The organism is Roseomonas sp. TF40, assembly GCF_057219975.1.
This window is the reverse complement of sequence record NZ_JBXVVR010000003.1, coordinates 23,157-46,216: the sequence shown is the minus strand read 5'-3', so window position 1 is coordinate 46,216 and position 23,060 is coordinate 23,157. Positions and strand designations below refer to the sequence as shown.

The 23,060-nt window shown below is 71.7% G+C and carries 20 protein-coding genes; 10 read left to right on the top strand and 10 right to left on the bottom strand.

Annotated elements, in window-relative coordinates:
* Nucleotides 1–9: 9 nt before the first annotated feature.
* The 9 genes from AC2D9U_RS10055 to AC2D9U_RS10015 all read right to left on the bottom strand — a co-directional run bounded on the left by AC2D9U_RS10055 (nt 10) and on the right by AC2D9U_RS10015 (nt 10,067).
* The gene (locus tag AC2D9U_RS10055; RefSeq protein ID WP_484748437.1) at nt 10–963 is read right to left on the bottom strand and encodes an FkbM family methyltransferase; all 954 of its coding nucleotides are present in this window, start codon (nt 961–963) and stop codon (nt 10–12) included.
* A 126-nt stretch (nt 964–1,089) separates the two neighbouring features.
* Complete coding sequence (locus AC2D9U_RS10050) at nt 1,090–2,169, bottom strand: amino acid ABC transporter permease (RefSeq protein WP_484748435.1); 1,080 nt, start codon at nt 2,167–2,169, stop codon at nt 1,090–1,092.
* 1 nt (nt 2,170) lies between these two features.
* Complete coding sequence (locus AC2D9U_RS10045; RefSeq protein ID WP_484748433.1) at nt 2,171–3,358, bottom strand: amino acid ABC transporter permease; 1,188 nt, start codon at nt 3,356–3,358, stop codon at nt 2,171–2,173.
* A 75-nt stretch (nt 3,359–3,433) separates the two neighbouring features.
* Nucleotides 3,434–4,465 (bottom strand): amino acid ABC transporter substrate-binding protein, encoded by a 1,032-nt coding sequence (locus tag AC2D9U_RS10040; protein ID WP_484748432.1) that lies wholly within the window; start codon nt 4,463–4,465, stop codon nt 3,434–3,436.
* A 162-nt stretch (nt 4,466–4,627) separates the two neighbouring features.
* Nucleotides 4,628–5,605, bottom strand: a complete 978-nt coding sequence (locus AC2D9U_RS10035) for a sodium-dependent bicarbonate transport family permease (protein WP_484748430.1) — start codon at nt 5,603–5,605, stop codon at nt 4,628–4,630.
* Nucleotides 5,606–5,695: 90 nt separating this feature from the next.
* Nucleotides 5,696–6,568 (bottom strand): LysR substrate-binding domain-containing protein, encoded by an 873-nt coding sequence (locus tag AC2D9U_RS10030; protein ID WP_484748428.1) that lies wholly within the window; start codon nt 6,566–6,568, stop codon nt 5,696–5,698.
* A gap of 3 nt (nt 6,569–6,571) precedes the next feature.
* Complete coding sequence (gene der / locus AC2D9U_RS10025) at nt 6,572–7,909, bottom strand: ribosome biogenesis GTPase Der (protein ID WP_484748426.1); 1,338 nt, start codon at nt 7,907–7,909, stop codon at nt 6,572–6,574.
* Nucleotides 7,910–8,076: 167 nt separating this feature from the next.
* Nucleotides 8,077–9,417 (bottom strand): outer membrane protein assembly factor BamB family protein, encoded by a 1,341-nt coding sequence (locus AC2D9U_RS10020; RefSeq protein ID WP_484748424.1) that lies wholly within the window; start codon nt 9,415–9,417, stop codon nt 8,077–8,079.
* The gene (locus AC2D9U_RS10015; protein WP_484748423.1) at nt 9,417–10,067 is read right to left on the bottom strand and encodes a tetratricopeptide repeat protein; all 651 of its coding nucleotides are present in this window, start codon (nt 10,065–10,067) and stop codon (nt 9,417–9,419) included. Before AC2D9U_RS10015 ends, AC2D9U_RS10020 begins: the two co-directional genes overlap by 1 nt.
* Nucleotides 10,068–10,152: 85 nt before the next feature.
* On the opposite strand from AC2D9U_RS10015, the gene AC2D9U_RS10010 reads away from it, so the two are divergent.
* Together AC2D9U_RS10010 and AC2D9U_RS10005 are read left to right on the top strand one after the other, a co-directional pair.
* Nucleotides 10,153–10,479: a hypothetical protein gene (locus AC2D9U_RS10010; protein WP_484748422.1), complete on the top strand. Its 327-nt coding sequence runs from the start codon at nt 10,153–10,155 to the stop codon at nt 10,477–10,479.
* A gap of 52 nt (nt 10,480–10,531) precedes the next feature.
* On the top strand, nt 10,532–13,117 hold the full coding sequence (locus AC2D9U_RS10005; RefSeq protein WP_484748420.1) for a penicillin-binding protein 1A: 2,586 nt from the start codon (nt 10,532–10,534) through the stop codon (nt 13,115–13,117).
* Between the two features lie 125 nt (nt 13,118–13,242).
* On the opposite strand, the gene AC2D9U_RS10000 is transcribed toward AC2D9U_RS10005, so the two are convergent.
* On the bottom strand, nt 13,243–14,244 hold the full coding sequence (locus AC2D9U_RS10000; RefSeq protein ID WP_484748418.1) for a Bug family tripartite tricarboxylate transporter substrate binding protein: 1,002 nt from the start codon (nt 14,242–14,244) through the stop codon (nt 13,243–13,245).
* Nucleotides 14,245–14,332: 88 nt separating this feature from the next.
* On the opposite strand from AC2D9U_RS10000, the gene AC2D9U_RS09995 reads away from it, so the two are divergent.
* From AC2D9U_RS09995 to AC2D9U_RS09960, 8 genes are all read left to right on the top strand, one after another.
* A complete protein-coding gene (locus tag AC2D9U_RS09995) occupies nt 14,333–14,803 on the top strand; it encodes an Lrp/AsnC family transcriptional regulator (RefSeq protein WP_484748416.1) in 471 nt (156 codons plus the stop codon).
* Between the two features lie 95 nt (nt 14,804–14,898).
* Nucleotides 14,899–15,573, top strand: coding sequence for a ribulose-phosphate 3-epimerase (gene rpe / locus AC2D9U_RS09990; protein WP_484748414.1), 675 nt, complete (start codon nt 14,899–14,901; stop codon nt 15,571–15,573).
* Nucleotides 15,570–17,255 (top strand): heparinase II/III family protein, encoded by a 1,686-nt coding sequence (locus AC2D9U_RS09985; protein WP_484748413.1) that lies wholly within the window; start codon nt 15,570–15,572, stop codon nt 17,253–17,255. Before rpe ends, AC2D9U_RS09985 begins: the two co-directional genes overlap by 4 nt.
* Before the next feature lie 5 nt (nt 17,256–17,260).
* The gene (locus AC2D9U_RS09980; RefSeq protein WP_484748412.1) at nt 17,261–18,373 is read left to right on the top strand and encodes a glycosyltransferase family 4 protein; all 1,113 of its coding nucleotides are present in this window, start codon (nt 17,261–17,263) and stop codon (nt 18,371–18,373) included.
* A gap of 31 nt (nt 18,374–18,404) precedes the next feature.
* Entirely contained in the window at nt 18,405–19,979 is a 1,575-nt protein-coding gene (gene purH / locus AC2D9U_RS09975) for a bifunctional phosphoribosylaminoimidazolecarboxamide formyltransferase/IMP cyclohydrolase (protein ID WP_484748411.1), read from the top strand.
* Between the two features lie 42 nt (nt 19,980–20,021).
* The gene (locus AC2D9U_RS09970) at nt 20,022–21,419 is read left to right on the top strand and encodes a DNA recombination protein RmuC (RefSeq protein ID WP_484748410.1); all 1,398 of its coding nucleotides are present in this window, start codon (nt 20,022–20,024) and stop codon (nt 21,417–21,419) included.
* Nucleotides 21,416–22,666 carry a NupC/NupG family nucleoside CNT transporter gene (locus tag AC2D9U_RS09965; RefSeq protein WP_484748409.1) on the top strand — a complete coding sequence of 417 codons (1,251 nt, stop codon included), beginning with the start codon at nt 21,416–21,418 and terminating at the stop codon, nt 22,664–22,666. Before AC2D9U_RS09970 ends, AC2D9U_RS09965 begins: the two co-directional genes overlap by 4 nt.
* A gap of 11 nt (nt 22,667–22,677) precedes the next feature.
* The gene (locus AC2D9U_RS09960; protein ID WP_484748408.1) at nt 22,678–23,058 is read left to right on the top strand and encodes a RidA family protein; all 381 of its coding nucleotides are present in this window, start codon (nt 22,678–22,680) and stop codon (nt 23,056–23,058) included.
* Nucleotides 23,059–23,060: the final 2 nt, after the last annotated feature.

The window sequence follows — 23,060 nt, the reverse complement described above, 5'->3', positions numbered from 1 at the left end:
GGCCCTGCTCTACCAGAAACGCCGACGCAGTTCGCGCCGGGTGAGCACCAGCTGCGTATCGCCCTCCCGCGCGAGCAGATCTGGGATCGTCACCGGCACCGCGCGTATGTCGGCACGCAATTCACGCAGCGGGAAGCGCCCGCCGATGGCCGCGAGCAGGCCGGCGGGATCCGCGCAGCGCGCGCGGTTGAATTCCAGCAGAAGGATCACGCCCGGGCTGCGGTCGAGCAGACGCTGCATGCCGGCCCAGGCGGCCTCCTCTGCGCCCTCCACATCGACCTTCACGAAATCCACCGGGCCCGGCACCAGATCATCCAGCGCGACGGTGTCCACCGTCACCTCATGCATCGTGCCGATGGGGCTGTCGCCGTAGCTGACGCCCGGGGGCAGCAGATGCCCGTTCTTCGAATCCGCGAGATCGAAGCGCAGGCGCCGGGTCTCGCCACCGCGCGCGGCAGCCGCGGCGACATGCACGCGCGACCAGGGGGCCAGGTTGTTCAGCGTCAGGTTGCGCTCGATGAGCCGGACCAGGGCCGGATTCGGCTCGACCGCCTCGACCCGCCCGGCCGGGCCAACCAGATCCGCCATGAGCACCGTGAAGAAGCCCTGATTGGCGCCGACATCGACCGCCACCTGCCCCGGCCGCAATTGCGCGGCGATGAAGGCAACCGTGCGGTACTCCCAGAAGCCTTCCAGCATCAGCGCTGCGGCAAGGCCGCGATCGGCGCCGTCCACCACCATCATGTAGCGGCCGAGGACGCGGCAGAGGGCGCTGCCATCCTCGAGCCGGACGACCCGCGCATGGGCCCGGATCAGCGCCATGATGCGCACCCGCCGGGCCGCGGCGGCGAAATCCTCCGGCTCCAGGCGGTAGAGCGCCTCACCCACGCCGATTCGCCGCAGTCGCCGATGGCGCGTGACGAAGAGGGCGAGCTTGCGCGACAGCCACGCGAAGCGTGTCACAGGCAGCCCGCCCAGCCCCACCCACGGAGCGATGTCACGACAACCGGTCCTTCACCTGCCACCTCACCACGCGGCGCGGAGGCTACCAGCCTGAGGGGCGCCGCGCCAAATCGGCCGCGCCTGGCCTCAGCGCACGCCGCGTCGCAGCGAGGTCTCGAGATGCATGGAATATCGGCTCATCGCGAAGCACAGCACGAAGTAGACACAGGCCGCGAAGACATAGGCCTCGGTGGCGAAGCCCAGCCATTGCGGGTCGCCAAGCGCGGCGCGCAGCGTGGTGAAGAAGTCGAACACGCCGATCACCACCACCAGCGTCGTGTCCTTGAACAGGCCGATGAAGGTGTTGACCTGGGAGGGGATGGTGATGGTGAGCGCCTGCGGCAGGATGATCAGCCGCATCTTCTGCCAGTAGGACAGGCCGATCGCGTCCGCCGCCTCATACTGGCCGCGGGGCATGGCCTGAAGCCCGCCGCGCACCACCTCGGCCATGTAGGCGGCCGTGAACAGCGTGTAGGCGACCAGCACGCGCGCCAGGCGATCCAGCGTGATGCCCTGCGGCAGGAAGAGCGGCAGCATGATCGCCGCCATGAACAGCAGGCTGATCAGCGGCACGCCGCGCACGCATTCGATGATCGCGGTGCAGAACCAGCGCACCAGCGTGAGTTCGCTGCGCCGGCCAAGCGCCAGCAGGATCGCCAGCGGATAGCCCAGCGCCAGGCCATAGACCGCGATGATGCCGGTGATGGACAGCCCGCCCCAGAGCCGCGTGGCCACCGGCGTCAGGCCGAAGACGCCGCCCGCCATCAGCACCAGCATGGCCGGGGCGGCCACCGCCCAGCCGATCAGCAGCCAGCGCCCCCAGAAGCGGCGCTGCGTGCTCAGCAGCACCATCACCACCAGGATCGAGAGCATGGAGGCCGGGCGCCAGCGCTGCTCATAGGGGTAGAGGCCGAAGATGGAGAACCAGAACTTCTCGCGGATGAAGGCCCAGCAGGCGCCGCCCGCCTCGCGGCATTGCGCCGCCGTCCCGGTCCAGGTGGCGCGCGCGAAGGCCCAGTCCCAGACCGGCGGCACGGCGTAGTAGAGCAGCACGAGGCAGGCGATGGTGATCGCGCTGTTCAGCGGCCCGTCGAAGCAGGCGCGGATGAAGGCCGTGAGGCGCGCGCCGAAGGCGGGGCCGGCCGGGGGGGCGATGGTGGTGCTCATCTCACCGCTCCTTCAAGGCCACGCGGGCGTTGTACCAGTTCATCAGCCCCGATGTGGCAAGGCTGAGCGCGAGGTAGACGGCCATGAAGATGGTGATCACCTCGATCGCCTGGCCGGTCTGGTTGATCGAGGTATTCGCCACCGAAACGAGGTCCGGATAGCCGATGACGACCGCGAGCGAGCTGTTCTTCGTCAGGTTCAGGTACTGGCTGGTCATCGGCGGGATGATGACGCGCAGCGCCTGCGGCAGGATGACGAGGCGCATGATCCGCCCGCCCGGCAGGCCGAGCGCGCGCGCCGCTTCCCACTGGCCGCGATGCACGGCCTGGATGCCGCTGCGCACGATCTCCGCCACGAAGGCGGAGGTGTAGATCACGAGGCCGACGAGCAGGGCGAAGAATTCAGGGGAGAGCGCGAGCCCGCCCTCGAAGTTGAAGCCGGCCATGACCGGCCACTCCACCGTCGGCACGAAGCCGGCGGCGAGTGCGAGGGCCGGGAAGCCCAGCAGCATGGCAAGGCCGGGCAGCACGGTGGGCCGGCGCTCGCCGGTCGCGACCTGGCGCGCGCGCTCGCGCCGCAGCAGCGCATACCAGCCGACCAGCCCGGCGATGATGGCGAACAGGAAGGTCCAGAGCGCGGGCTCGGCCAGCAATGCCGGGATCTTGAGGCCGCGCTGGCTGAGAAAGACGCCCGGCAGCGGGTTCAGCGCCTGCCGCACGCTGGGCATCTGCAGCATGACCGCGTGCCAGAACACCAGCTGCAGCACCAGCGGCGTGTTGCGGATGACCTCGATGTAGCCGCCGGTCAGGCCACGCAGCAGCGGGTTGGTGGACAGGCGCGCAAGGCCCAGCAGCACGCCGAAGACGGTGCAGAGCAGGCAGCCGATGATGGCCACGCGCAGCGTGTTGAGCAGCCCCACGGAAAGCGCGCGCTGGTAGCTGTCGGCGGGCGTGTAGGCGATCATCGCCTCGCCGATCGGGATGCCGGCGGAGCGTTCGAGGAAGCCGAAGCCGAATTGCAGGCCGCGCGCGGCCATGTTGGCCTGGGCGTTCGACCAGAACCACCAGCCCAGCGCGATCACGCCGAACAGCAGCGCCGCCTGGATCAGCAGGCCGCGCCGGGTGGTGCCCCCGGGCAGCGGAATCAGGCCGCGTGTCGGCGGCGCGGCGAGGCTCGTCGTGCTGCTCATGCGGGAAAATCCGTGGGGGATGGGCGAGAAGGGGGCGGGCACGCGGCCCGCCCCCGGTTGCGGATCCGCGCGGGATCAGCGGGCCGGCGGGGCGTAGAGCAGGCCGCCGCGGGTCCAGATGTTGTTCATGCCGCGCTCGAGGCCGAGCGGCGTGTTCACGCCCAGGTGGCGCTCGAAGATCTCGCCGTAGTTGCCGAAGGTGCGGATGATCTGGCGGGCCCAGTCGGGACGCGCCGCGCCCAGGCTCTCACCCATGTTGCCCTCGACGCCGAGCAGGCGGCGCACCACCGGGTTGGTGGAGGAACCGGCGATCTGTTCGACATTCGCCGCCGTGATGCCCATCTCCTCGGCGTCGATCAGCGCGAAGGTGGTCCAGGCCACGATGTTCGCCAGCTCGTCATCGCCCTGGCGGACGGTGACGGCGAGGGGCTCCTTCGACAGGCGGTCGGGCAGGATCACATGGTCCGCCGGGCGGGTCAGCAGCGTGCGCTGCGCGGCCAGCGCGGCGAAGTCGTTGGTGAAGACGTCGCAGCGGCCGCTGTCATAGGCGCGGCGGATCTCGTCCAGGTCCGCGATCACCACCGGGGTGAAGCGGATGTTGTTGGCGCGGAAGAAGTCCGAGATGTTCAGCTCGGTCGTCGTGCCCGGCTGGACGCAGACGGTGGCGCCGTTCAGCTGGCGGCCCGAGGTCACGTTCAGGCGGCGCGGCACCATCAGGGCCTGGCCGTCATAGAAGGTGATGGCCGGGAAGTTGAAGCGGTTGACGTTGGTGTCGCGCGTCAGCGTCCAGGTCGTGTTGTTGGACAGCACGTCGACCTCGCCCGAGGACAGCGCGGGGAAGCGCGACTGCGTCGTCACCGGCACGAACTCGACCCGGTTCGGATCGCCGAAGATGGTGATGGCGATGGCGCGGCAGATCTCGACATTGAAGCCACCCCAGCGGCCCTGGCTGTCGGGCACGCCGAAGCCGGGGTTGGAGGGGCCCTGCACGCCGCAGCGCAGCGTGTTGCGCTGCTTGATCTGGTCGAGATCGCGCCCGGCCAGCGCATCGGCCGCGCCGAAGGAAACGAAGGCCGCCGCGGCGGCGGCCAGCATGGACCACTTCATCGATGAATTCCCCTGTCTCCCGGCGGTGTCGTTGGGACATCCGCAACAGAAGCGCCACATCGCAGCATGGCGAAAGAATTGCAAGATGTTCATACGCGCCAAAAAATGCTGCATCGCATGACCAAACCGGAAGCAATGGGCCTGACATTGCGTAACGGTTGTTCATCCCCCGCCGGCCAGCCATTGCGCCAGCTGCCAATAGACCGGCAGGCCCACCAGCAGGTTGAAGGGGAAGGTCACGCCCAGCGAGGCGGTGAGGTAGATGCCCGGGCTGGCCTCCGGCAGGGCGGCGCGGCAGGCGGCGGGGGCATCGATATAGCTCGCACTCGCGCAGATCGCGCCCAGCACGAAGGCCCCGCCCACCGACAGGCCGATCGCATGGCCCACCAGCACACCCACACTGCCCCAGGCCAGCGGCGCGGCGATGGCAAACAGCGTGAGGAACCGGCCGACCGAGGCGAAATCCTTCATCTGCCGTGCTGCCGTCATGCCCATCTCGAGCAGGAAGAGCATCAGGAAGCCGCGGAACAGCTGCTCATAGAAGGGGGCGATCTGCCGCCAGCCGGCATCGCCCGCCAGCGCGCCGATCACCATGCCCCCGCTGAGCAGCAGGATGCCCCGGCCCCGCAGCGTGTCGGCCACCAGTTCGCGGATGCTCATGCCGCCATTCGTACGGCCCTTGGCAAAGCGCGCAATCATCAGCGCCACCACCACGCCCCATTCCATCAGCGCCACCACCGCCGTGATGAAGCCCTCCGCCGGGTTGCCCATCGCCCGCGCGAAGCTCAGCGCGGCGAAGAAGGTGACGGTGGAGACCGAGCCGTAATGCGCCGCGATGGCGGCCGCATTGGCGATGTCGAAGCCGCCCAGCCGGCGCACCACCAGGTAGGTCACGACCGGGATGGCGATGGTCAGCGCCATGCCCGCGGCGAGCAGCCCCGCCACTTCGCCGAAGGGCGCCTGCGCCAGCTCCCGCCCGCCGCTCAGCCCGATCGAGAACAGCAGGTAGATCGAGATCAGCTTGAGCACCGCGTCCGGCAGTTCGAGGTCGCTGCGGATGAAGCCGGCGACGAGACCCAGCACGAAGGTCAGCACGATGGGCGAGAGCAGGTTGGCGAAGAGCAGGTCGAAGCCGGGCACGGCGGGTCTCCAAGGTCACGCGAGGCGCGCCCAATGCCCGAGATACATTCGCCTTTCCAATGAGAACTCGCCGGTTATCAATAAGCATCGCTAATGCGATAGGCGCTGCTCCACCGCCCGCGCCAGCGCCTCGGCGGCCGGCGGCGCGCCCGGGCGCAGCACCAGGCAGATCGCCGTATCGGGCAGGGCCGGCAGCCCCGCGCCGCGCGGCAGTGGGACGAGCCCCTGCGGCATCAGCCGGCGCGGCAGCACCGTCACACCCAGCCCCGCCCGCACCGCCGCCGCCGCCCCGGCCAAGCTCGGGCTGGTGAAGACCACGCTCCAGGGCCGCCCGGCGGCCTCCAGCGCGCGAATCGCGGCGCGGCGATACACACAGGGCTCGGGCGAGAGCACCAGCGGCAGCGGCTCGCCTGCCGGCAGGCGCGGCGCCTCCCCGGCCGCGGCCCAGACCAGCTTCTCCCGCCACCAGAGCGGCCTCGCCCCGGGCGGCAGGGATTGCGGGTCCTGCTTGATCACCACCAGGTCATAGGCGCCGGCCGCCATGCCTTCCTCCAGCCGCACCGTGAGTTCGCAATGCGTGGTCAGGTGCACGCGCGGATGGGTCTCGACGAAGCGGGCCAGGATGTCGGGCAGGTAGGCGGTGGCGAAATCCTCCGGCGAGCCGAAACGCACCTCCCCGGCCTCCGCCGCCTCCCCCAGCCCAGCGGGCACGGCGTCGAGCAGGTCCAGCACCTCGCGCGCCATGGGCAGCAGCGCGGCGCCGGCCGGGGTCAGGCTCACCTCGCGGCTGGAGCGCGCCAGCAGCTTCACCCCCAGCAGCGTCTCGAGGCGGGCGATCTGCAGCGTCACCGCCGGCTGGGTGCGCCCGACCAGCGCGGCCGCGCGGGTGAAGCTGCGCGTGCCGGCGACGGCGGCGAAGCTGCGCAGCAGCGCGGTGTCGAGGTCGAGCCGCCGGTGCGGCACGGCTCAGCCTTCTTCCTCGGCATAGGGGTTGTCGGTGCCGCGCAGATGCAGGCGCACCGGCACGCCGGGCATGTCGAAGGCCTCTCGGAAGGAGTTCACGAGGTAGCGGCGATAATCCTCGGGCAGCATCTCGGCGCGCGTGCCGAACACCGCGATGGTGGGCGGGCGCGCCTTGGCCATGGTGGCGTAGCGCAGCTTGATGCGCTTGCCCTCGACCAGCGGCGGCTGGTGGCGCTCCTTCATCGCCTCGAACCAGCGGTTCAGCTCGCCGGTCGGCACCCGGCGGTTCCACAGCGCATGCACCTGGCGCACCGTGGGCATCAGCCTGTCGAGCCCGCGCCCATTCGCGGCCGAGAGCGGCACCACCGCGATGCCCTTCAACTGCGCGAGGCTCGCGGTCAGCACATCGTCGAGCTTCTGGCGCGTCGCCGCGCGGTCCTCGACCGAATCCCACTTGTTGAAGGCGATCAGGATGGCCCGGCCCTCGCGCTCGACGAGGCGGGCGATGCGCAGATCCTGCTCATCCATGCCCAGCAGCGCGTCGATCACCAGGATCACCACCTCCGCCTCCTTCAGCGCGCCGATGGTCGCCCCGGTGGAGAGTTTTTCCAGGTGCTGCTCCACGCGCGCCTTCTTGCGCAGCCCAGCGGTGTCCACGAGGCGCACCGGCCCCTCGGCGTCGCGGAAATCGACCGAGACGGCATCGCGCGTCAGGCCGGGCTCGGGCCCGGTGATCATCCGCTCCTCGCCCAGCAGGGCGTTGAGCAGGGTGGATTTGCCGGCATTCGGGCGGCCGACGATGGCGATGCGCAGCGGCCGTTCCCGGTCGCCCCGGTCGCGGCGATTGTCGGCGGCAAGGCGATCGCGCACCTCGTCATGCAACTCGCCCATGCCGTCGCCATGCTCGGCGCTGATCGGGATCGGATCGCCGAGGCCGAGTTCATAGGCCTCCATCGCATTCTGCAGGCCGAGCCGGCCTTCCGCCTTGTTGGCGACCAGCAGCACCTGCGCGCCCGTCTGGCGCAGCCATTGCGCGAAGGCGCGGTCGGCGGCGGTCAGCCCGGCGCGGACATCGACGACGAAGAGGCAGAGGTCGGCCTCCCGCAGCGCGGCCTCGCTGCTCGCGCGCATCCGGCCATAGAGCGTGTCGGGCGCGGCTTCCTCGAGCCCGGCGGTATCCACCAGCGTGACGGGCACGCCGCCGATCTCGGCCTCGGCCGTCTTGCGGTCGCGGGTGACGCCGGGCGTGTCGTCGGTGATGGCGATGCGCCGGCCGACGAGGCGATTGAACAGGGTGGACTTGCCCACATTGGGGCGGCCCAGGATGGCGACGGTCTGCATGCGCCTTCCTTCGGCCTCCCGAGGGGCGGCGTCAACGCATGGATGCCCTCAAGCGCTTGGCGCCCGCGTCCGCGGGCCTGGCTTGCGCGCCATAGGGCGCGGCGGCCGCTCGGCCAGCTTCGCTGGCCGGTGATGTCGCGAGATCGGCTTTGGCCTGGAGCGGTTGCTTATCGCACCGCCATCAGGGTGCCGCCATCGCCGAGGAACACCAGCATCCCATCGGCCGAGGCCGCCGGCAGCGTCACGCCCTCGGAAAGCGAGACCCGCCCGCCGATCGTGCCATCGGCCGGGTCGAGCAGCAGCAACTCGCCGCGCGAGGAGGGCACGACGATCCGCCCGCCCGCCACGATCGGCGCGCCGAAGCGCGCGGCCTCCCCACGCCGGCCGCTGGCCGGGGCGGGATCAAGCTCGGTGACCCAGCGGATGCGCCCATCCTCGCGCCCCAGCGCCACGGCGTCGCCGCCGCGCGTCACGGCGAAGACCCAGTCGCCGGCGCTGGCCATGCCGTTCTCGCCGCCGAAGGCGCGCTCCCACAGCCGCCGGCCGCTGCGCAGATCGACGGCAATGGTGGTATTGGCGAGACCCATGGCGAAGACGCGACCGCGGTCGATCACCGGCAATCCGGTGATGCCGGCGATGTCAGCCAGGAAGATGGTGCCCGCACCGCCCAGCGTCTCGGCCCAGATCTGGCGGCCATCGGCGGCGCGCAGCGCGGTGAGCTCGCCGGTGCCGAAGCCGGCGACCACGCTCTCCCCCTCCACGGCCGGGGCGGGCAGACCCAGGGCGAGGGTGGCAATGGCTTGCGCCCGATGCGTCCAGAGCCGGCGGCCATCCTCGACCGACAGCGCCAGCAGCTGGTTCTGCGTCGTGGCGACGAAGATGCGCCCGCCCGAGACGCTGGGCGCGCCACGCGCCGGCGTGCCGATGGAGGCGCGCCAGCGGATGGACCCATCCTCGGCCGAGAGCGCCAGCACCTCCGCCAGCCCGGTGGCGACATAGAGCACGCCATCGGCATAGGCAGCGCCGCCGCCCAGCGCGCCCGCGCTTTCATTCTCGCGCGAGGTATCGGCGGTCCAGCGGCGCGCGCCGGTCGCCAGCGCGAAGGCCGAGACCTGGCCGAAGGCATCGACGGTGAAGACCGTGCCATTGGCGATGATCGGCCCGGCCGTGAGCCGCTGCCGATAGCCCGAGCCGCTGCCGATCGAGGCGCGCCAGACCTGCTGCGGGCGTTCCGACCAGGCAAGGTGCCCGGGCGCGTGGTTGGAGGGCCCGCCCGCCATCGGCCATTCCGTGGGGGCGTTGGGCGGCGGCAATTCCACCGCGCGGCCCATGAGTTCAGGATCGGCGACCAGCGCCGGGTCGGCCCGCAGCACCGAGCGGCGCTCGCCCGGCAGGCGTTCCTTGCGGGTGCCGAGCAGGCCGTCGAGCGTATCGCAGCCGGCGAGCAGCCCGGCAGCGCCGAGCAGGGCGGCGCGCCGCGCCATGGGGGAGCCGAAGGGCTTGCGCATCAGCCGCGCAGCCCGGCGGCAAGGCGCTGCGCGCGTTCGCGCAAGCCCGCGGGCGTGCTGGCATCGGCGGCCAGGGCCTCGAACATCCGCCGTGCCTCCTCCGCCGCGCCGCGCCGCAGCGCGATCAGGGCCTCGATCTCGCGCGCCGAGGCGCGCCAGGGGTTGTCCGCCGCGGTCAGCGGGGCGATGCGCGCGGCAAGCTGCGCCGGGTCGCCGGAATCGACGGCGTGCGACACCGCCATCAGCGTGGCGAGGTCGCGGTAGAGCCGGTCGGCCGCGCCGTCATTGGCCACCTGGTCCCACAGCGCCAGCGCCGCGGCGGCGTCGCCGGTCTCGGCCTTCAGCGCGGCGGCGCGCAGGCGGGCCAGCACCTGGTAGCCGGCAGGGCTCTCGCGGCCCAGCGCGGCGAAGCCATTGGCGGCATTGGCGAGGTCCGCCCCGGCCTGCTCGGCGCCGCGGTGCAGCGCGATGTAGGTGGCGGCGGCGGTCGCGGCCTCCCGCGCCTGGTACCAGCGCCAGCCCTGCAGGCCGCCGGCAGCCGCCAGCGCCAGCAGCGCCACGCCGAGCGCAACCCCGCCCCAGCGCCGCGCAAGGCGGCGGGCACGGTCGGCGCGAAGGTCCTCTTCGACCTCGTCGAAGATATCGGGCACGGGGCATCCTCTGGTTCGGGCGGGGGGCGGACCATAGCCGCAGCTTCAGGGCGCGTTAAGCCCAGGGGGCGATGCTGGCCGCGTCATGCGCCGCCGCCCCCTTCACGTCCTGCTGGTCCTGGCCCTGCCGCTGGGCGGCTGCTGGATCGAGCCCGCCATCGGCCCGGCGGCGGCGGTGGGGGGGGCCTCCCTCATCCTCACCGGGGCGACGCCGGTGGACCACCTCGCCAGCCTCGCGACCGGGCAGGAATGCTCCGTGGTGCGCCTGGAACGCCGGCAGAGCTGGTGCGCGCCCCCACGCCCGGCGCCGGTGCAGCCCTTCTGCACGCGCTCCCTCGGCGCGGTGGATTGCTGGGCCTGGTCGCCGCCCGGCAGCCAGCGTCAGGCGGCGGACCCGCCGGCGCCACGCTGACGCCCTGAAGCGCGCATATTCGCGCCGCCGGCAAAAGTGTATGTAGCCCGCCATGGACCCCCAAGACCTGCGGGCCGAGGCCCCGATGGTGGGCGGCGCCCGCCCGGCTTCCGCCCAAGCCGAGGCGCCCGCGCCCTCCCCGGCCACACCGCCACCCGCGCCCAAGCCCCGCCGCAAGCGTCGCTGGCTGCTGGACGGCATCGGCCTGCTGATCAAGACCGGCTTCATCCTGGCCGTGGCACTCGGCCTGGTGGCCGCCGCCGCCGGCTATGGCCTGTACCGCACCGCGGCCGACGAGCTGCCCGATTATGGCTGGCTGGCCGACTACCAGCCGCCGCAGATGAGCCGCATCTACGCCGCGGATTCGCGGCTCATGGCCGAACTCGCCCAGGAACGGCGCGTCTTCATCCCCATCGAGGCCATCCCGGCCCGGCTGCAGCAGGCCTTCATCTCGGCCGAGGACCAGAATTTCTGGACCCATGCCGGCGTCGATCCCATCGCCGTGCTGCGCGCCGTGATGGTGAATGTCGAGCAGATGGGCACCGGCCGCCGGCCCATCGGCGCCTCCACCATCACCCAGCAGGTCGCCAAGAACATGCTGGTCGGCAACGACCGCACGCTGATGCGCAAGGTGCGCGAGGCCATCCTCGCCATGCGCATCGAGCAGGCGATGCCCAAGGCGCGCATCCTCGAGATCTACCTGAACGAGATCTTCCTCGGCCAGCAGGCCTATGGCGTGGCCGCCGCGGCGCAGAACTACTTCAACAAGTCGCTCGACGAGCTGACGCTCGCCGAGAGCGCCTTCCTCGCCGCCCTGCCCAAGGCGCCCAACAACTACAACCCCGTCCGCTTCCCCGAGGCCGCGCGCGCGCGCCGCGACTGGGTGATCGAGCGCATGGCCGATGACGGCGCCATCACGCGCGAGGAAGCCAACCGCGCCCGCGCCGAACCCCTGGTGCCGCGCCCGCAGCGCCGGCCGGACATGATCCAGGTCGGCCAGCACTTCACCGAGGAAGTGCGGCGCGAGCTCATCGCCCGCTTCGGCGCCGAGCAGACCAACATGGGCGGGCTCGTGGTCCGCACCTCGCTCGAGCCACAACTGCAGGCCGAGGCCGAGCGCGCGCTGCGCCAGGGCCTGCTGGACTATGACCGCCGCCGCGGCGGCTGGCGCGGCCCCGTCGCGCGCATCCCCGCCAGCGCCACCGAATGGCTGCCCGCGCTGCAGGGCGTGGCCCGCCCGCCCGGCGCCATGCCCGGCTGGCGCCTGGCCGTGGCGCTCGAGGTGCGCGACCGGGAAGCGCGCCTCGCCTGGCTCGAGCGCCCCGATGCCCGCAGCGCCGCGCAGCCGCGCACCGGAACACTTTATCTTGAGGAAGTCGCAAGCTGGGCGCGCCCCGTGCGCGATGGCCGCACCGGGCCCAATCCGCGCCGGCTGCAGGACATCCTGGCCCCCGGCGACGTGGTTTTCGTGGACACGCTGCCCGCCATCGCCGCCCAGGGCCGCACCCCCGCCCGGCCCGAGCGCCTGATGCTGCGCCAGATCCCGGAGGTCGAGGGCGCGGTTGTGGCGCTGGACCCGAACAATGGCCGCGTGCTGGCCATGGTCGGCGGCTGGTCCTTCGAACGCTCCTGGTACAACCGGGCGAGCCAGGCGATGCGCCAGCCCGGTTCCTCCTTCAAGCCCTTCGTCTACCTCCCGGCGCTGGAGGCCGGGATCCCGCCGAACCAGCTGCTGCTGGACGCGCCGGTCGAGATCATGACGCCGCAGGGCATGTGGCGGCCGGGCAATTACGGCGGCACGGCGCCGCAGGGCTGGGTGACCATGCGCTCGGCGCTGGAGCGCAGCCTCAACCTCGTCACCATCCGGCTCGCGCAGCAGGTGGGCATCGGCGCGGTGGCCGATACCGCCAGCCGCTTCGGCGTGATCCCCAACATGCCGCGCGTGCTGGCCATGTCGCTGGGCGCGGGCGAGACCACGGTGCTGCGCCAGGCGGCGGGCTATGCCAGCTTCGTCAATGGCGGGCGGCAGGTGATCCCGACGCTGATCGACACGGTGCAGGACCGCCAGGGGCGCCTGGTGTGGCGCACCGATGGGCGCGACTGCACGGGCTGCCAGGCCGAGGCCTCGGCCGGGCCGCCGCGGCTGGTCGATACCCGCCGCCAGATCGCCGACCCCGTCGCCGCCTTCCAGATGACCTCCCTGCTGCAGGGCGTGGTGCAGCGCGGCACGGGCGGGCGCGCGGGCGCGGGGCTGAACCGCCCCGTCGCCGGCAAGACCGGCACGACGGACGACTTCAAGGATAACTGGTTCGTCGGCTTCACGCCCGACCTCGTGGTCGCGGTGTGGGTCGGCTTTGACGACCCCCGCAGCCTGGGTTCGGGCGAGACGGGCGGCAGCAACGCCGCGCCGATCTTCCGCGACGTGGTGGCCTCGGCCCTGGCCGGCAGCCCGCCCGTGCCCTTCCGCGCGCCGCCGGGCGTGGCGCTGGTGCGCCTGCAGCTCGACAATGGCCAGAGCATCCTCGAGGCCTTCCGCCCGGGGACGGAGAACAGCGCGCGGCCGCCGGTGGATCCGCTGGCGAGCGCGCCGGGCGCGGCCGCCGCCAGCGTCGATACCGGGCTCGGCGGCCTCTACTAGAGCAATATCCGATCTGACTGTGTCAGTCAGATCGGATTTCTTGCTCTAGAAACAATAAGTTATTGAGCACGAGATCCGTCCGAAAGGACGGATCGTGCTCTAAGGCCACCGCACCCCGCGCACCCTCAGTCCAGGTTCACCCCGGCCGTGCGCACGATGCCCGGCCAGCGCGCGGCCTCGGCGCGGACCTGGGCGGCAAAGTCTTCAGGCGTCGTGCCGGTCAGCTCGAAGCCCTGGGCGGCGAGGCCCTCGGCCACTTCAGGCTTGCGCAGCGCCTCCAGCAATGCGGCGTTCAGGCGGCGGATGACAGGCTCGGGCGTGCCGGCCGGGGCCAGGATGCCCTGCCAGGTGATGACGTCGAAGCCGGGCAGGCCGCTCTCCGCCAGGGTCGGCACCTCGGGCAGCGCCGGGCTGCGCGTGGCGGCGGAGACAGCGAGCGCCCGCAGCCGGCCGCCGCGGATATGCTCGATCGCCGCCGGCAGCGTGACCAGCAGCGCGTCCAGATGCCCGGCCACGACATCGATCACGGCCGGCCCGCCGCCGCGATAGGGCACATGGGTGAAGCGGATGCCGGTGCGCTCGGTCAGCACCGCGCCGGCCAGATGGCCGATCGAGCCATTGCCCTGCGAGCCCATCGTCAGGCTCCCCTCCGCCTGCCGCGCGAGCGCGAGGAAGCCCCGCACCTCCGTGGCCGGCAGGCTGTTGCGCACGACCAGCACCTGCGGCGCGCGCACCAGCTCCGCGATCGGGGCGAAGTCGCGCACCGGGTCGAAGCCGACGCGGCGATAGAGTGAGGGGTTGATGGTCAGCGGGTCGGAGCCGACCAGCAGCGTGTGCCCATCGGGCCGCGCGCGGGCGACGAGTTCGAAGCCGAGATTGCTGCCGGCGCCGGCATGGTTCTCGACCACCACCGACTGGCCGAGGCTGCCGGTGAGCTGGCGGGCGAAGACGCGGCCCAGGATGTCCAGACTGCCGCCCGGGGCGACGGGGACGATGATGCGAACCGGCCGGTCCGGCCAGGCGGGTTGCGCCAGGGCGGCCCGGGGAAGGGCGCCGGCAAGGGCGGAGGCCGCGACCAGCCGGAGCAGGGCGCGACGACGAAGGGCGGGGGTTTTGGGCGTGTTCATGGAATTGTTTTCCTCACACAGCCTGAACTTGCGCAAGCAAAAGATTTTTGTTCTAAATCCGTCCGTGTGACGGAAGAGGGATCTCCCCATGGCTGCCCCCGCGGAGTTGGACCGCATCGATCGAGAAATCCTCCGCCTGCTGATGCGCGACGCGGCGCGCTCCCTGGCCGAGATCGCGCAGGAGGTCGGGCTGACCGCCACCCCCTGCTGGAAGCGCATCCGGCGGATGGAGGAGGCCGGCATCATCACCGGCCGCGTCGCGCTGGTGGATTCCGCGCTGGTCGGCCTGCCCATCTCGGTCTTCGTCGCGGTCGAGACGGGCGACCATTCGGCCGACTGGATCGCCCGCTTCGCCGCCGCCGTGGACAGCCTGCCCGAGATCGTCGAGTGCTGGCGCCTGGGCGGGGATGTGGACTACCTGCTGCGCGTCGTGGTGCCCGACATGGCGGGCTATGACGCCTTCTATCGCCGCTTCGTCGCCGCCGTGCCGGCGCTGCGCAAGGTCACGGGCCGTTTCGCCATGGAACGGGTGAAGGGCACCACCGCCCTGCCCATCTAGGCTTTCCGGACGTGGCCGATTTGAGGGGTGATTCCCAAGAACCGCGCGCGCTGCCGGTTTCCCCCGGCGGCGACGGCGGCTAGAAACACAGCGTCATGTCCCAGCCGCGCCCCGTCCGAATCGCGCCCTCCCTGCTCGCCGCCGATTTCGCGCGGCTCGGCGCGGAGGTCGCCGCGATCGAGGCCGCCGGCGCCGACTGGCTGCACCTCGACATCATGGACGGCCATTTCGTGCCGAACATCTCCTTCGGCCCGGGCCTGATCAAGGCGCTGCGCCGGCATTCGAAGCTGCCCTTCGACGTGCACCTGATGATCGCGCCGGCCGACCCCTACCTCGCCGCCTTCGCCGAGGCCGGCGCGGACCTCATCAGCCTGCACCCGGAAGCCGGGCCGCACCTGCACCGCTCGCTCCAGACCATCCGCGCGCTCGGCAAGAAGGCAGGCGTGGTGCTGAACCCGGCCACGCCGCTCAGCGCGGTGGAGACGGTGCTGGATCTGTGCGACCTGGTGCTGGTGATGTCGGTGAATCCCGGCTTTGGCGGGCAGTCCTTCATCGCCTCGCAACTCGCGAAGATCGCCGCACTCCGCGCCATGATCGACGCGACGGGGCGGGAGATCGCGCTGCAGGTGGATGGCGGCGTCACCGCCGCCACCGCGCCCGCCTGCATCGCCGCCGGCGCCGATGTGCTGGTGGCCGGCACGGCGGTCTTCGGCGCGCCGGATTATGCGCAGGCCATCGCGGCGCTGCGCGGTGAGGGGGCCAGCCCATGATCGGTGGCGTGCTGCGCGGCGCTCGCCGCATCCTCGCCAACCTCAAGCCGGTGCGCGTGCCCGAGGGTCCGGCACGCTCCTTCACCGATCTCTGGCCCGGCAGCGCCACCCGCGCCGCACGCCTGCTCCGCGGCGAATATGAGGTTGGCGGCACGATCCGCCCGCTCGCCCCTGGCCAGCCCCAGCTCTGGGGCCCGGACGGCGGTTCCCCCGCCTGGCGCGCCGCCGCCCATGGCTTCGCCTGGCAGCGGGACCTGCGCGCGCTCGGCACAGACCCCGCCCGGCTGCTCAGCCGCGCCCTGGCGGCGGATTGGCTGGCGGTGGGCGGCCAAGACCCCCTGGCCAAGGCGCCCGACGTCACCGGCGCGCGGCTCTCCGCCTGGCTCGGCCATTGGGATTTCCTGGCCGCCACGGCCGAGGATTCGCTGCGCCGGCAGCTCATGCAGCGCCTTGCGACGGATGCGCGCGACCTGGTGGCGAGCCTGCCGGCCGAGGCCGAGCATCGCGGCGCGCTGGTGGCGCTGAAGGGCGGCATGGCGGCCGCCCTCGCGCTGGATGAGAGCACCTGGCTCGGCCGCTGCACGCGCTTCCTGCCGACCGAGCTGGAGCGCCAGTTCCTGGCCGATGGCGGGCATGTCGAACGCAGCCCCGCCCAGCAGTTCCTGGCACTCCAGGACCTCATCGAGATCCGCAACCTGCTGCTCGGCGCCGGGCTGCCCGCGCCCGCGATCCTCACCGCCGTGCTCGACCGTGCCGCGCCGGCGCTGCGGCTGATGCGCCATGCCGATGGCGGGCTCGCGCTGTTCAACGGCACGCGGGAGGAAGCGCCGGCGCTGGTGGATCTGGTGCTGACGCAGAGCCTCTCGCGCGGGCGCGCGCCCAATGCCCTGCCTGAGACCGGCTTCCAGCGCCTCGCCGCCAACCGCACGCTCGTCATCGTGGATTGCGGCGCACCACCCGCGGCGCGGCGCGATGCCGCGCCCGGCGGCCTGCCGCGCGGCGCGGACCGCCAGGCCCATGCCGGCACGCTCAGCTTCGAGATGTCGGTGGGCAAGGACCGGCTGATCATCAATTGCGGCGCCGCCCCGGCCGCCGAGGGGGAGTGGCGCGATGCGATGCGCGCCACGGCCGCACATTCCACGCTCATTCTGGCGGACACCAACTCCTCCGAATTGCGGCCCGAGGGGCTGGGCCGGCGCGTCGAGCATGTCGAGGCCGACCGGCAGGAATCGAACGGCGCGCAATGGCTCGAGGCCTCGCATGATGGCTGGCTGAAGCAGTTCGGCCTGCGCCATCGCCGCCGCCTCTACCTCTCGGAATCCGGGGACGACCTGCGCGGGGAAGACGTGCTGGAGGCCGAGCGGGAGGTCGCGATCCCGGGCTTCGTGGTGCGCTTCCATCTGCATCCGGGCGTGGTGGCGAGCCTGCAGCAGGATGAGCAGGGCGTGCTGCTCCGCCTGCCCTCCGGCGCCGGGTGGCGGCTGCGCGTGAAGGGCGCGCGCGTGGCGATCGAGGAGAGCATCCTGCTCTCGGGCGAGCCGCGCCGCAGCCAGCAGGTCGCGCTCTATGCGGAGCCGGATTCGACCAGCCTGCAATGGGCCATCGGGCGCGTCACGCTGGGCGGGGCGCCAGGGGCGGGCACGGCGGCGGGCACGGGGGCGGAACCGGGCGCCGAGATCTAGCGCCGGTGAAGGTTCTCGAAGTCTGCAACGTCGATTTCGCGATGCGGCACTTCCTGCTGCCGGTGATGCGCGGCCTGCGCGAACGCGGCCATGAGGTGATCGGCGCCTGCGCCGAGGGCGAACTGCTCGACCTGCCGCGCGCCGAGGGCTTCCGCATCGTCCCGGTGCCGATGGCGCGCAGCATGAACCCCATCCCCCAGGCCCGCGCGCTGCGCGCGCTGGTCGACCTGATGCGCGCCGAGAAGCCGGATCTCGTGCATGCGCACATGCCGATCAGCGGGTTGCTGGCGCGCGCCGCCGCACGCATCGCGGGCGTCCCGCGCATCGCCTATACCTGCCACGGCTTCCTCTTCAACCAGCCCGGCCCTTGGTGGCGCGGGCGGCTGGCGCTGCATCTGGAACGCGCCGCGGGGCGCCTCACCCACACCTACCTGACCGTGAGCGCGGAAGAGGCCGCGGATGCGCGCAGGCTCGGCATCCATGCGAACCCCATCGCCGTGCTGAACGGGCGCGACCCCGCGCGCTTCCACCCCGATCCCGAGGCGCGCGCGCGGCTGCGCGCGGAACTCGGCGCGGGCCCGGGCGATTGCATCGTCATCGCGGTGTCGCGCCTCGTGCGGCACAAGGGCTTTGTCGAGCTGCTCGCGGCGATGCGCGACACGCCGCCGCACTGCCGGCTCTGGGTGGTGGGGGAGCGCCTCGCCTCCGACCATGGCGAGGATCTGGCGCCGCATTTCGCGGCCGCCGCCACGGCGCTCGGCCCGCGCCTGACCATGCTGGGCTACCGGCATGACGTGGCCGCCCTGCTCGCCGCCGCCGACGTCTTCACCCTGCCCTCACATTTCGAGGGCCTGCCCATGTCGATCATCGAGGCCATGCTCGTCGGCCTGCCGGTGGTGGCGACCGACATCCGCGGCCCGCGCGAACAGGTGGTGCATCAGGAGACGGGGCTGCTGGTGCCGCCGATGACCGTGGCGCCGCTGGCCGCCGCCCTCACCCGGCTGGCCGAGGATGCCGCGCGGCGGCACGCGATGGGCGCTGCCGGGCGAGCCCGCGCGCTGGAGCGCTTCGACGAGGTGAAGATCGTGTCACGCACGGTCGATCTGTTGACCGGTTGAAGCGTGCCCGGTGCGGGTCTATGCCCCGCGCATGAGCCAGACCCTGCCTGTCCGCCGCGCCCTTCTCTCCGTCTCCGACAAGACGGGGATCGTCGATTTCGCCCGCTTCCTGGCGGCGCAGGGGGCGGAGATCCTCTCCACCGGCGGCACCGCGCAGGCGATCCGCGCGGCGGGCATCCCGGTGAAGGATGTCTCCGAGCACACCGGCTTCCCCGAGATCCTTGATGGCCGCGTGAAGACGCTGGTGCCGCAGGTGCATGGCGGGCTGCTCGGCCGGCGCGACCTCGACTCGCATCGCGCGCAGATGGAAGCGCACGCCATCGCGCCGATCGACCTGGTGGCGGTGAACCTCTACCCCTTCGAGGCCACCGTGGCGAAGGGCGCGGCCTTCGAGGATTGCATCGAGAACATCGACATCGGCGGCCCCGCGATGATCCGCAGCGCGGCGAAGAATTTCGCCTCCGTCGTCGTCGTCACCGAACCGGATCAGTTGGCCGAGGTGCGTGCGGAGCTCGAAGCCGGCGGCACCACGCTTGCGCTGCGCCAGCGCCTCGCGGCGGCGGCCTATGCGCGCACGGCAGCCTATGATGCGGCGATCAGCAATTGGTTCGCCGAGCAGAACAAGGAGGCCTTCCCGCCGCGCCTCGCCATCGCGGGCGTGCTGCGCCAGACGCTGCGCTATGGCGAGAACCCGCACCAGCAGGCCGGCTTCTACGCCGATGGCAGCGCCCGCCCGGGGCTGGCCACCGCGCGGCAGGTGCAGGGCAAGGAGCTGTCCTACAACAACCTCAACGACACCGACGCCGCCTTCGAATGCGTGGCGGAGTTCGACCGGCCCGCGATCGTCATCGTCAAGCACGCCAATCCCTGCGGCGTGGCCGAGGGGGCGGATCTGGGCGCGGCCTGGGATCTCGCGCTGCGCTGCGACACGGTCTCGGCCTTCGGCGGCATCGTCGCCGCCAACCGCGTGCTGGATGCCGCCGCCGCCGAGCGCATCACGGCGATCTTCACCGAAGTGGTGGTCGCCCCCGACGCCGATGACGCCGCGCGCGCCATCTTCGCGCGCAAGAAGAATCTGCGCCTGCTGCTGACAGGCGGCATGCCGGACCCGGCGGCGCCCGGCCGCACCTTCAAATCGGTCGCCGGCGGCTTCCTCGCGCAGTCGCGCGATTCAGGGCGCGTGGAGGCCGCGATGCTGCGCGTGGTGACGCAGCGCGCGCCGACGCCCGCCGAGATGGCCGACCTGCTCTTCGCCTTCCGCGTCTGCAAGCATGTGAAGTCCAACGCCATCGTCTACGCCAAGGATTTGGCGACGGCGGGCATCGGGGCGGGGCAGATGAACCGCGTGGAGAGCAGCCGCATCGCGGCGTGGAAAAGCGAGGCCGCGGCCAAGGCGGCGGGGCTCGACCGGCCGCTGGCCGAGGGCAGCGTCGTCGCCTCCGACGCCTTCTTCCCCTTCGCCGACGGGCTCGAGACCGCGGCCGCCGCGGGTGCGACGGCGGTGATCCAGCCGGGCGGGTCGATGCGCGATGCGGAGGTGATCGCGGCGGCGGACAAGGCCGGCCTCGCCATGGTCTTCACCGGGATGCGACACTTCCGCCACTGAGCCTCGCCGCCCGATTCGGGCGCGATCCGAAGGGGTGCCCAGATGCCGGATGCTTCGATCCTCTCGCTGCTGGCGCTGCTGGTCGGCATCGCGATCCTGCTGGTGTTGCTGCTGCGCCGTGCGCCCGCCGACCCCGCCATGGCCCTGCTGCAGGGCACGCAGGAACGCCAGGGCGAGCGCCTCGCCGCCCTGCCCGGCGAGATCGCGCTGCGCAGCAGCGAAGTGGCGGAGAAACTCTCCGCCGCCATCCTCGACCAGACCAAGGCGCTCAACGCCGCGCTGCGCGAGCAGGCCGAGGCCACCGCGCGCCACCGCGCCACCCAGGCCGAGGCCGAGGCCGCGCTGAAGCGCGACATGGAAGCGGGCATCGCCACGCTGAAGCTGACCGTCGAGGGGCTGCGCACCCTGCTCGCCGAGGCCGAGACGCGCGCCCAGCAGGCCATGGCGGTGGAGGCGGAGAAGACCCGCGCGCAGGTCGAGGCCAAGCTCACCGAAATGCGCGAGGCGAATGACAAGCGCCTCGCGGACATCCAGAAATCGGTCAACGAACAGCTGCAATCCGCCGTCGAGAAACAGATGGCGGAGAGCTTCAACCGCGTGATCGACCAGTTCGCCGCCGTGCAGAAGGCGATGGGCGACGTGCAGGCCGTCACCGCGCAGATCGGCGACCTCAAGCGCCTGTTCAGCAACGTCAAGACGCGCGGCGGCTGGGGCGAGGCGCAGGTCAAGGCGCTGCTGGACGACATCCTGCCCGAGGGCGGCTATGTGCTGAACCTGCGCACGCGCGAGGATACGACCGAGGCGGTGGAGTTCGGCGTGGTCATGCCCAACCCGGGCGGTGCGAAGCTCTATCTGCCGATCGACGCGAAATTCCCGGCCGAGGATTACGACCGCCTGCTGCTCGCCGCCGAATCCGGCGATGCGGAAGGCGAGCGCCAGGCCCGCCGCGCGCTGGGGGAGCGCGTGCGCCGCCAGGCCGGCGACATCGCGCAGAGATACATCAACCCGCCGATCACGGTGGAATTCGCCGTGCTCTATCTGCCGACCGACAGCCTCTTCGCCGAGGTCGCGCGCATCCCCGGCCTGCTGGAGGAGATCGGGCGCGTGCAGCGCGTGCTCGTGCTCGGGCCGAGCCTGCTGCCGGCGATGCTGCGCACCATCCAGCTCGGCCATGTCAGCCTCGCGCTGAGCGAGAACGCGCAATCGGTGCGCGAGCTGCTCGGGGCGACCAAGGCCGAGATGCAGAAGATGGATGATGTGCTCAAGAAGCTTGGCAAGCAGGCCGGCACCTTCGGGCGCACCATCGAGACGGCGCTGGTCCGCACACGCGCCATCGGCCGCAAGCTGCGCGGCGTCGATGCGGTGAATTTCGAACGCTCGGAACAGCTGCTGGAGCTGGAGGCGGAGAGCTCCGAGGGCGAGGAGGATGAGGAGTCATGAGCCTGCTGCAACTCCAATCCGGCCTGGGCCTGCTGGCGCTGGCCGCGCTGGCCTGGATGCTCGGCGGCTGCCGGCGCGGCGTGTCGCTGCGCGTCATCCTCGCGGGACTCGGGCTGCAACTCGTCCTGGCCGCGGCGCTGCTGCAGATCGCCCCGCTGCGCGCCGGCTTCGCGCTGATCGGCGATGCGGTGGGCGCGCTGGCGGCGGCGACACGGCAGGGCACCACGCTGGTCTTCGGCTATCTCGGCGGCGGGCCCCTGCCCTTCGCGGAACCCTTCCCGGGCGCGGGCTTCATCCTGTTCTTCCAGGCCCTGCCGCTGGTGCTGGTGGTGGGCGCGCTCTCGGCCCTGCTCTATCACTGGCGCGTGCTGCCGGTGATCGTGGGCGGCCTCTCGCGGCTGTTGCGGCGCAGCTTCGGCATCGATGGCGCCACGGGCTTCGCCACCGCCGCCAATGTCTTCGTCGGCATGGTCGAGGCCCCGCTGCTGATCCGCCCCTGGCTCGCGGGCCTCTCGCGCAGCGGCCTCTTCGTGGTGATGACGGCGGGGCTCGCCACGATCAGCGGCAACATGCTGGTGGTCTATGCGGTGATGATTGCGCCCGTGGTGCCGGATGCGGCCGGACAATTGCTGGTGGCGAGCCTGATCTCGGCGCCCGCCGCGGTGCTGGTCGCGCTGCTGATGATCCCCGAGACCGCCGCAGGCCACGCCGCCGTCAGCGTCGAGACCCCCGCGCCGCGCCTCTACGACAGCGCCATGGAAGCCGTGGTGCGCGGCACGATGGACGGGCTGCAATTGCTGCTCGGCATCATGGCCATGCTGATCGTCTTCGTGGCGCTGGTGGCGCTGGTGAACATGATGATCGAGCCGGTCACGGGCCTCACCCTGCAGCGCATCGCGGGCGTGCTGTTCTGGCCGCTCGCCTTCGCCATGGGCATCCCGGCGGAGAGCGCGGGCGTGGTCGGCGCCTCGCTCGGCACCAAGGTCGTGGTGAATGAGTTCGTCGCCTATCTCGAGCTCGCGACCTCGGGCGGGCTCGGTCTGACCGAGCGTTCGCGCCTGATCCTGACCTATGCACTGTGCGGCTTCACGAATTTCGGTTCGCTGGGCATCATGCTCGGCGGAATGGTGGCGATGTGCCCGGAACGGCGCGCCGACATCGTGAAGCTCGGCCTGCCATCGCTGGTCTCGGCCAGCATCGCCTGCTGCATGACGGGTGCGGTGGTCGGGTTGCTGACGCCGCCTTGAGGGGGAGTGCGATGATCGAGTTCCTGGGCCAGCCCGAACCCGGCGAGACGCGCCCCTTCAGCCATGTCGCGCGCGCCGGCGGGCTCATCTTCGTCTCCGGCCACAGCGCGCCGCACGACCCCGCGCGCGGCCTCCATCGCGGTGCGACCGCGGCCGAGGAGGTCCGCAACGCGATCGCGGCGATGAGCGCCTATCTGCGCGATGCCGGCTCCAGCCTCGAGCGCGTGGTGCAGGTGACGATGCTGATCACCGACCCGGCCGACTACCATGAGTGCAACGCCGAATATGTGAAGCACTTCCCGCACGGGCTGCCGGCGCGCCACACCGCGCGTTTCGGCGTGCCCACCGAGGCGCGTGTCGGCTTCGCCTGCATCGCGCTGGCCCAGGAGTAACG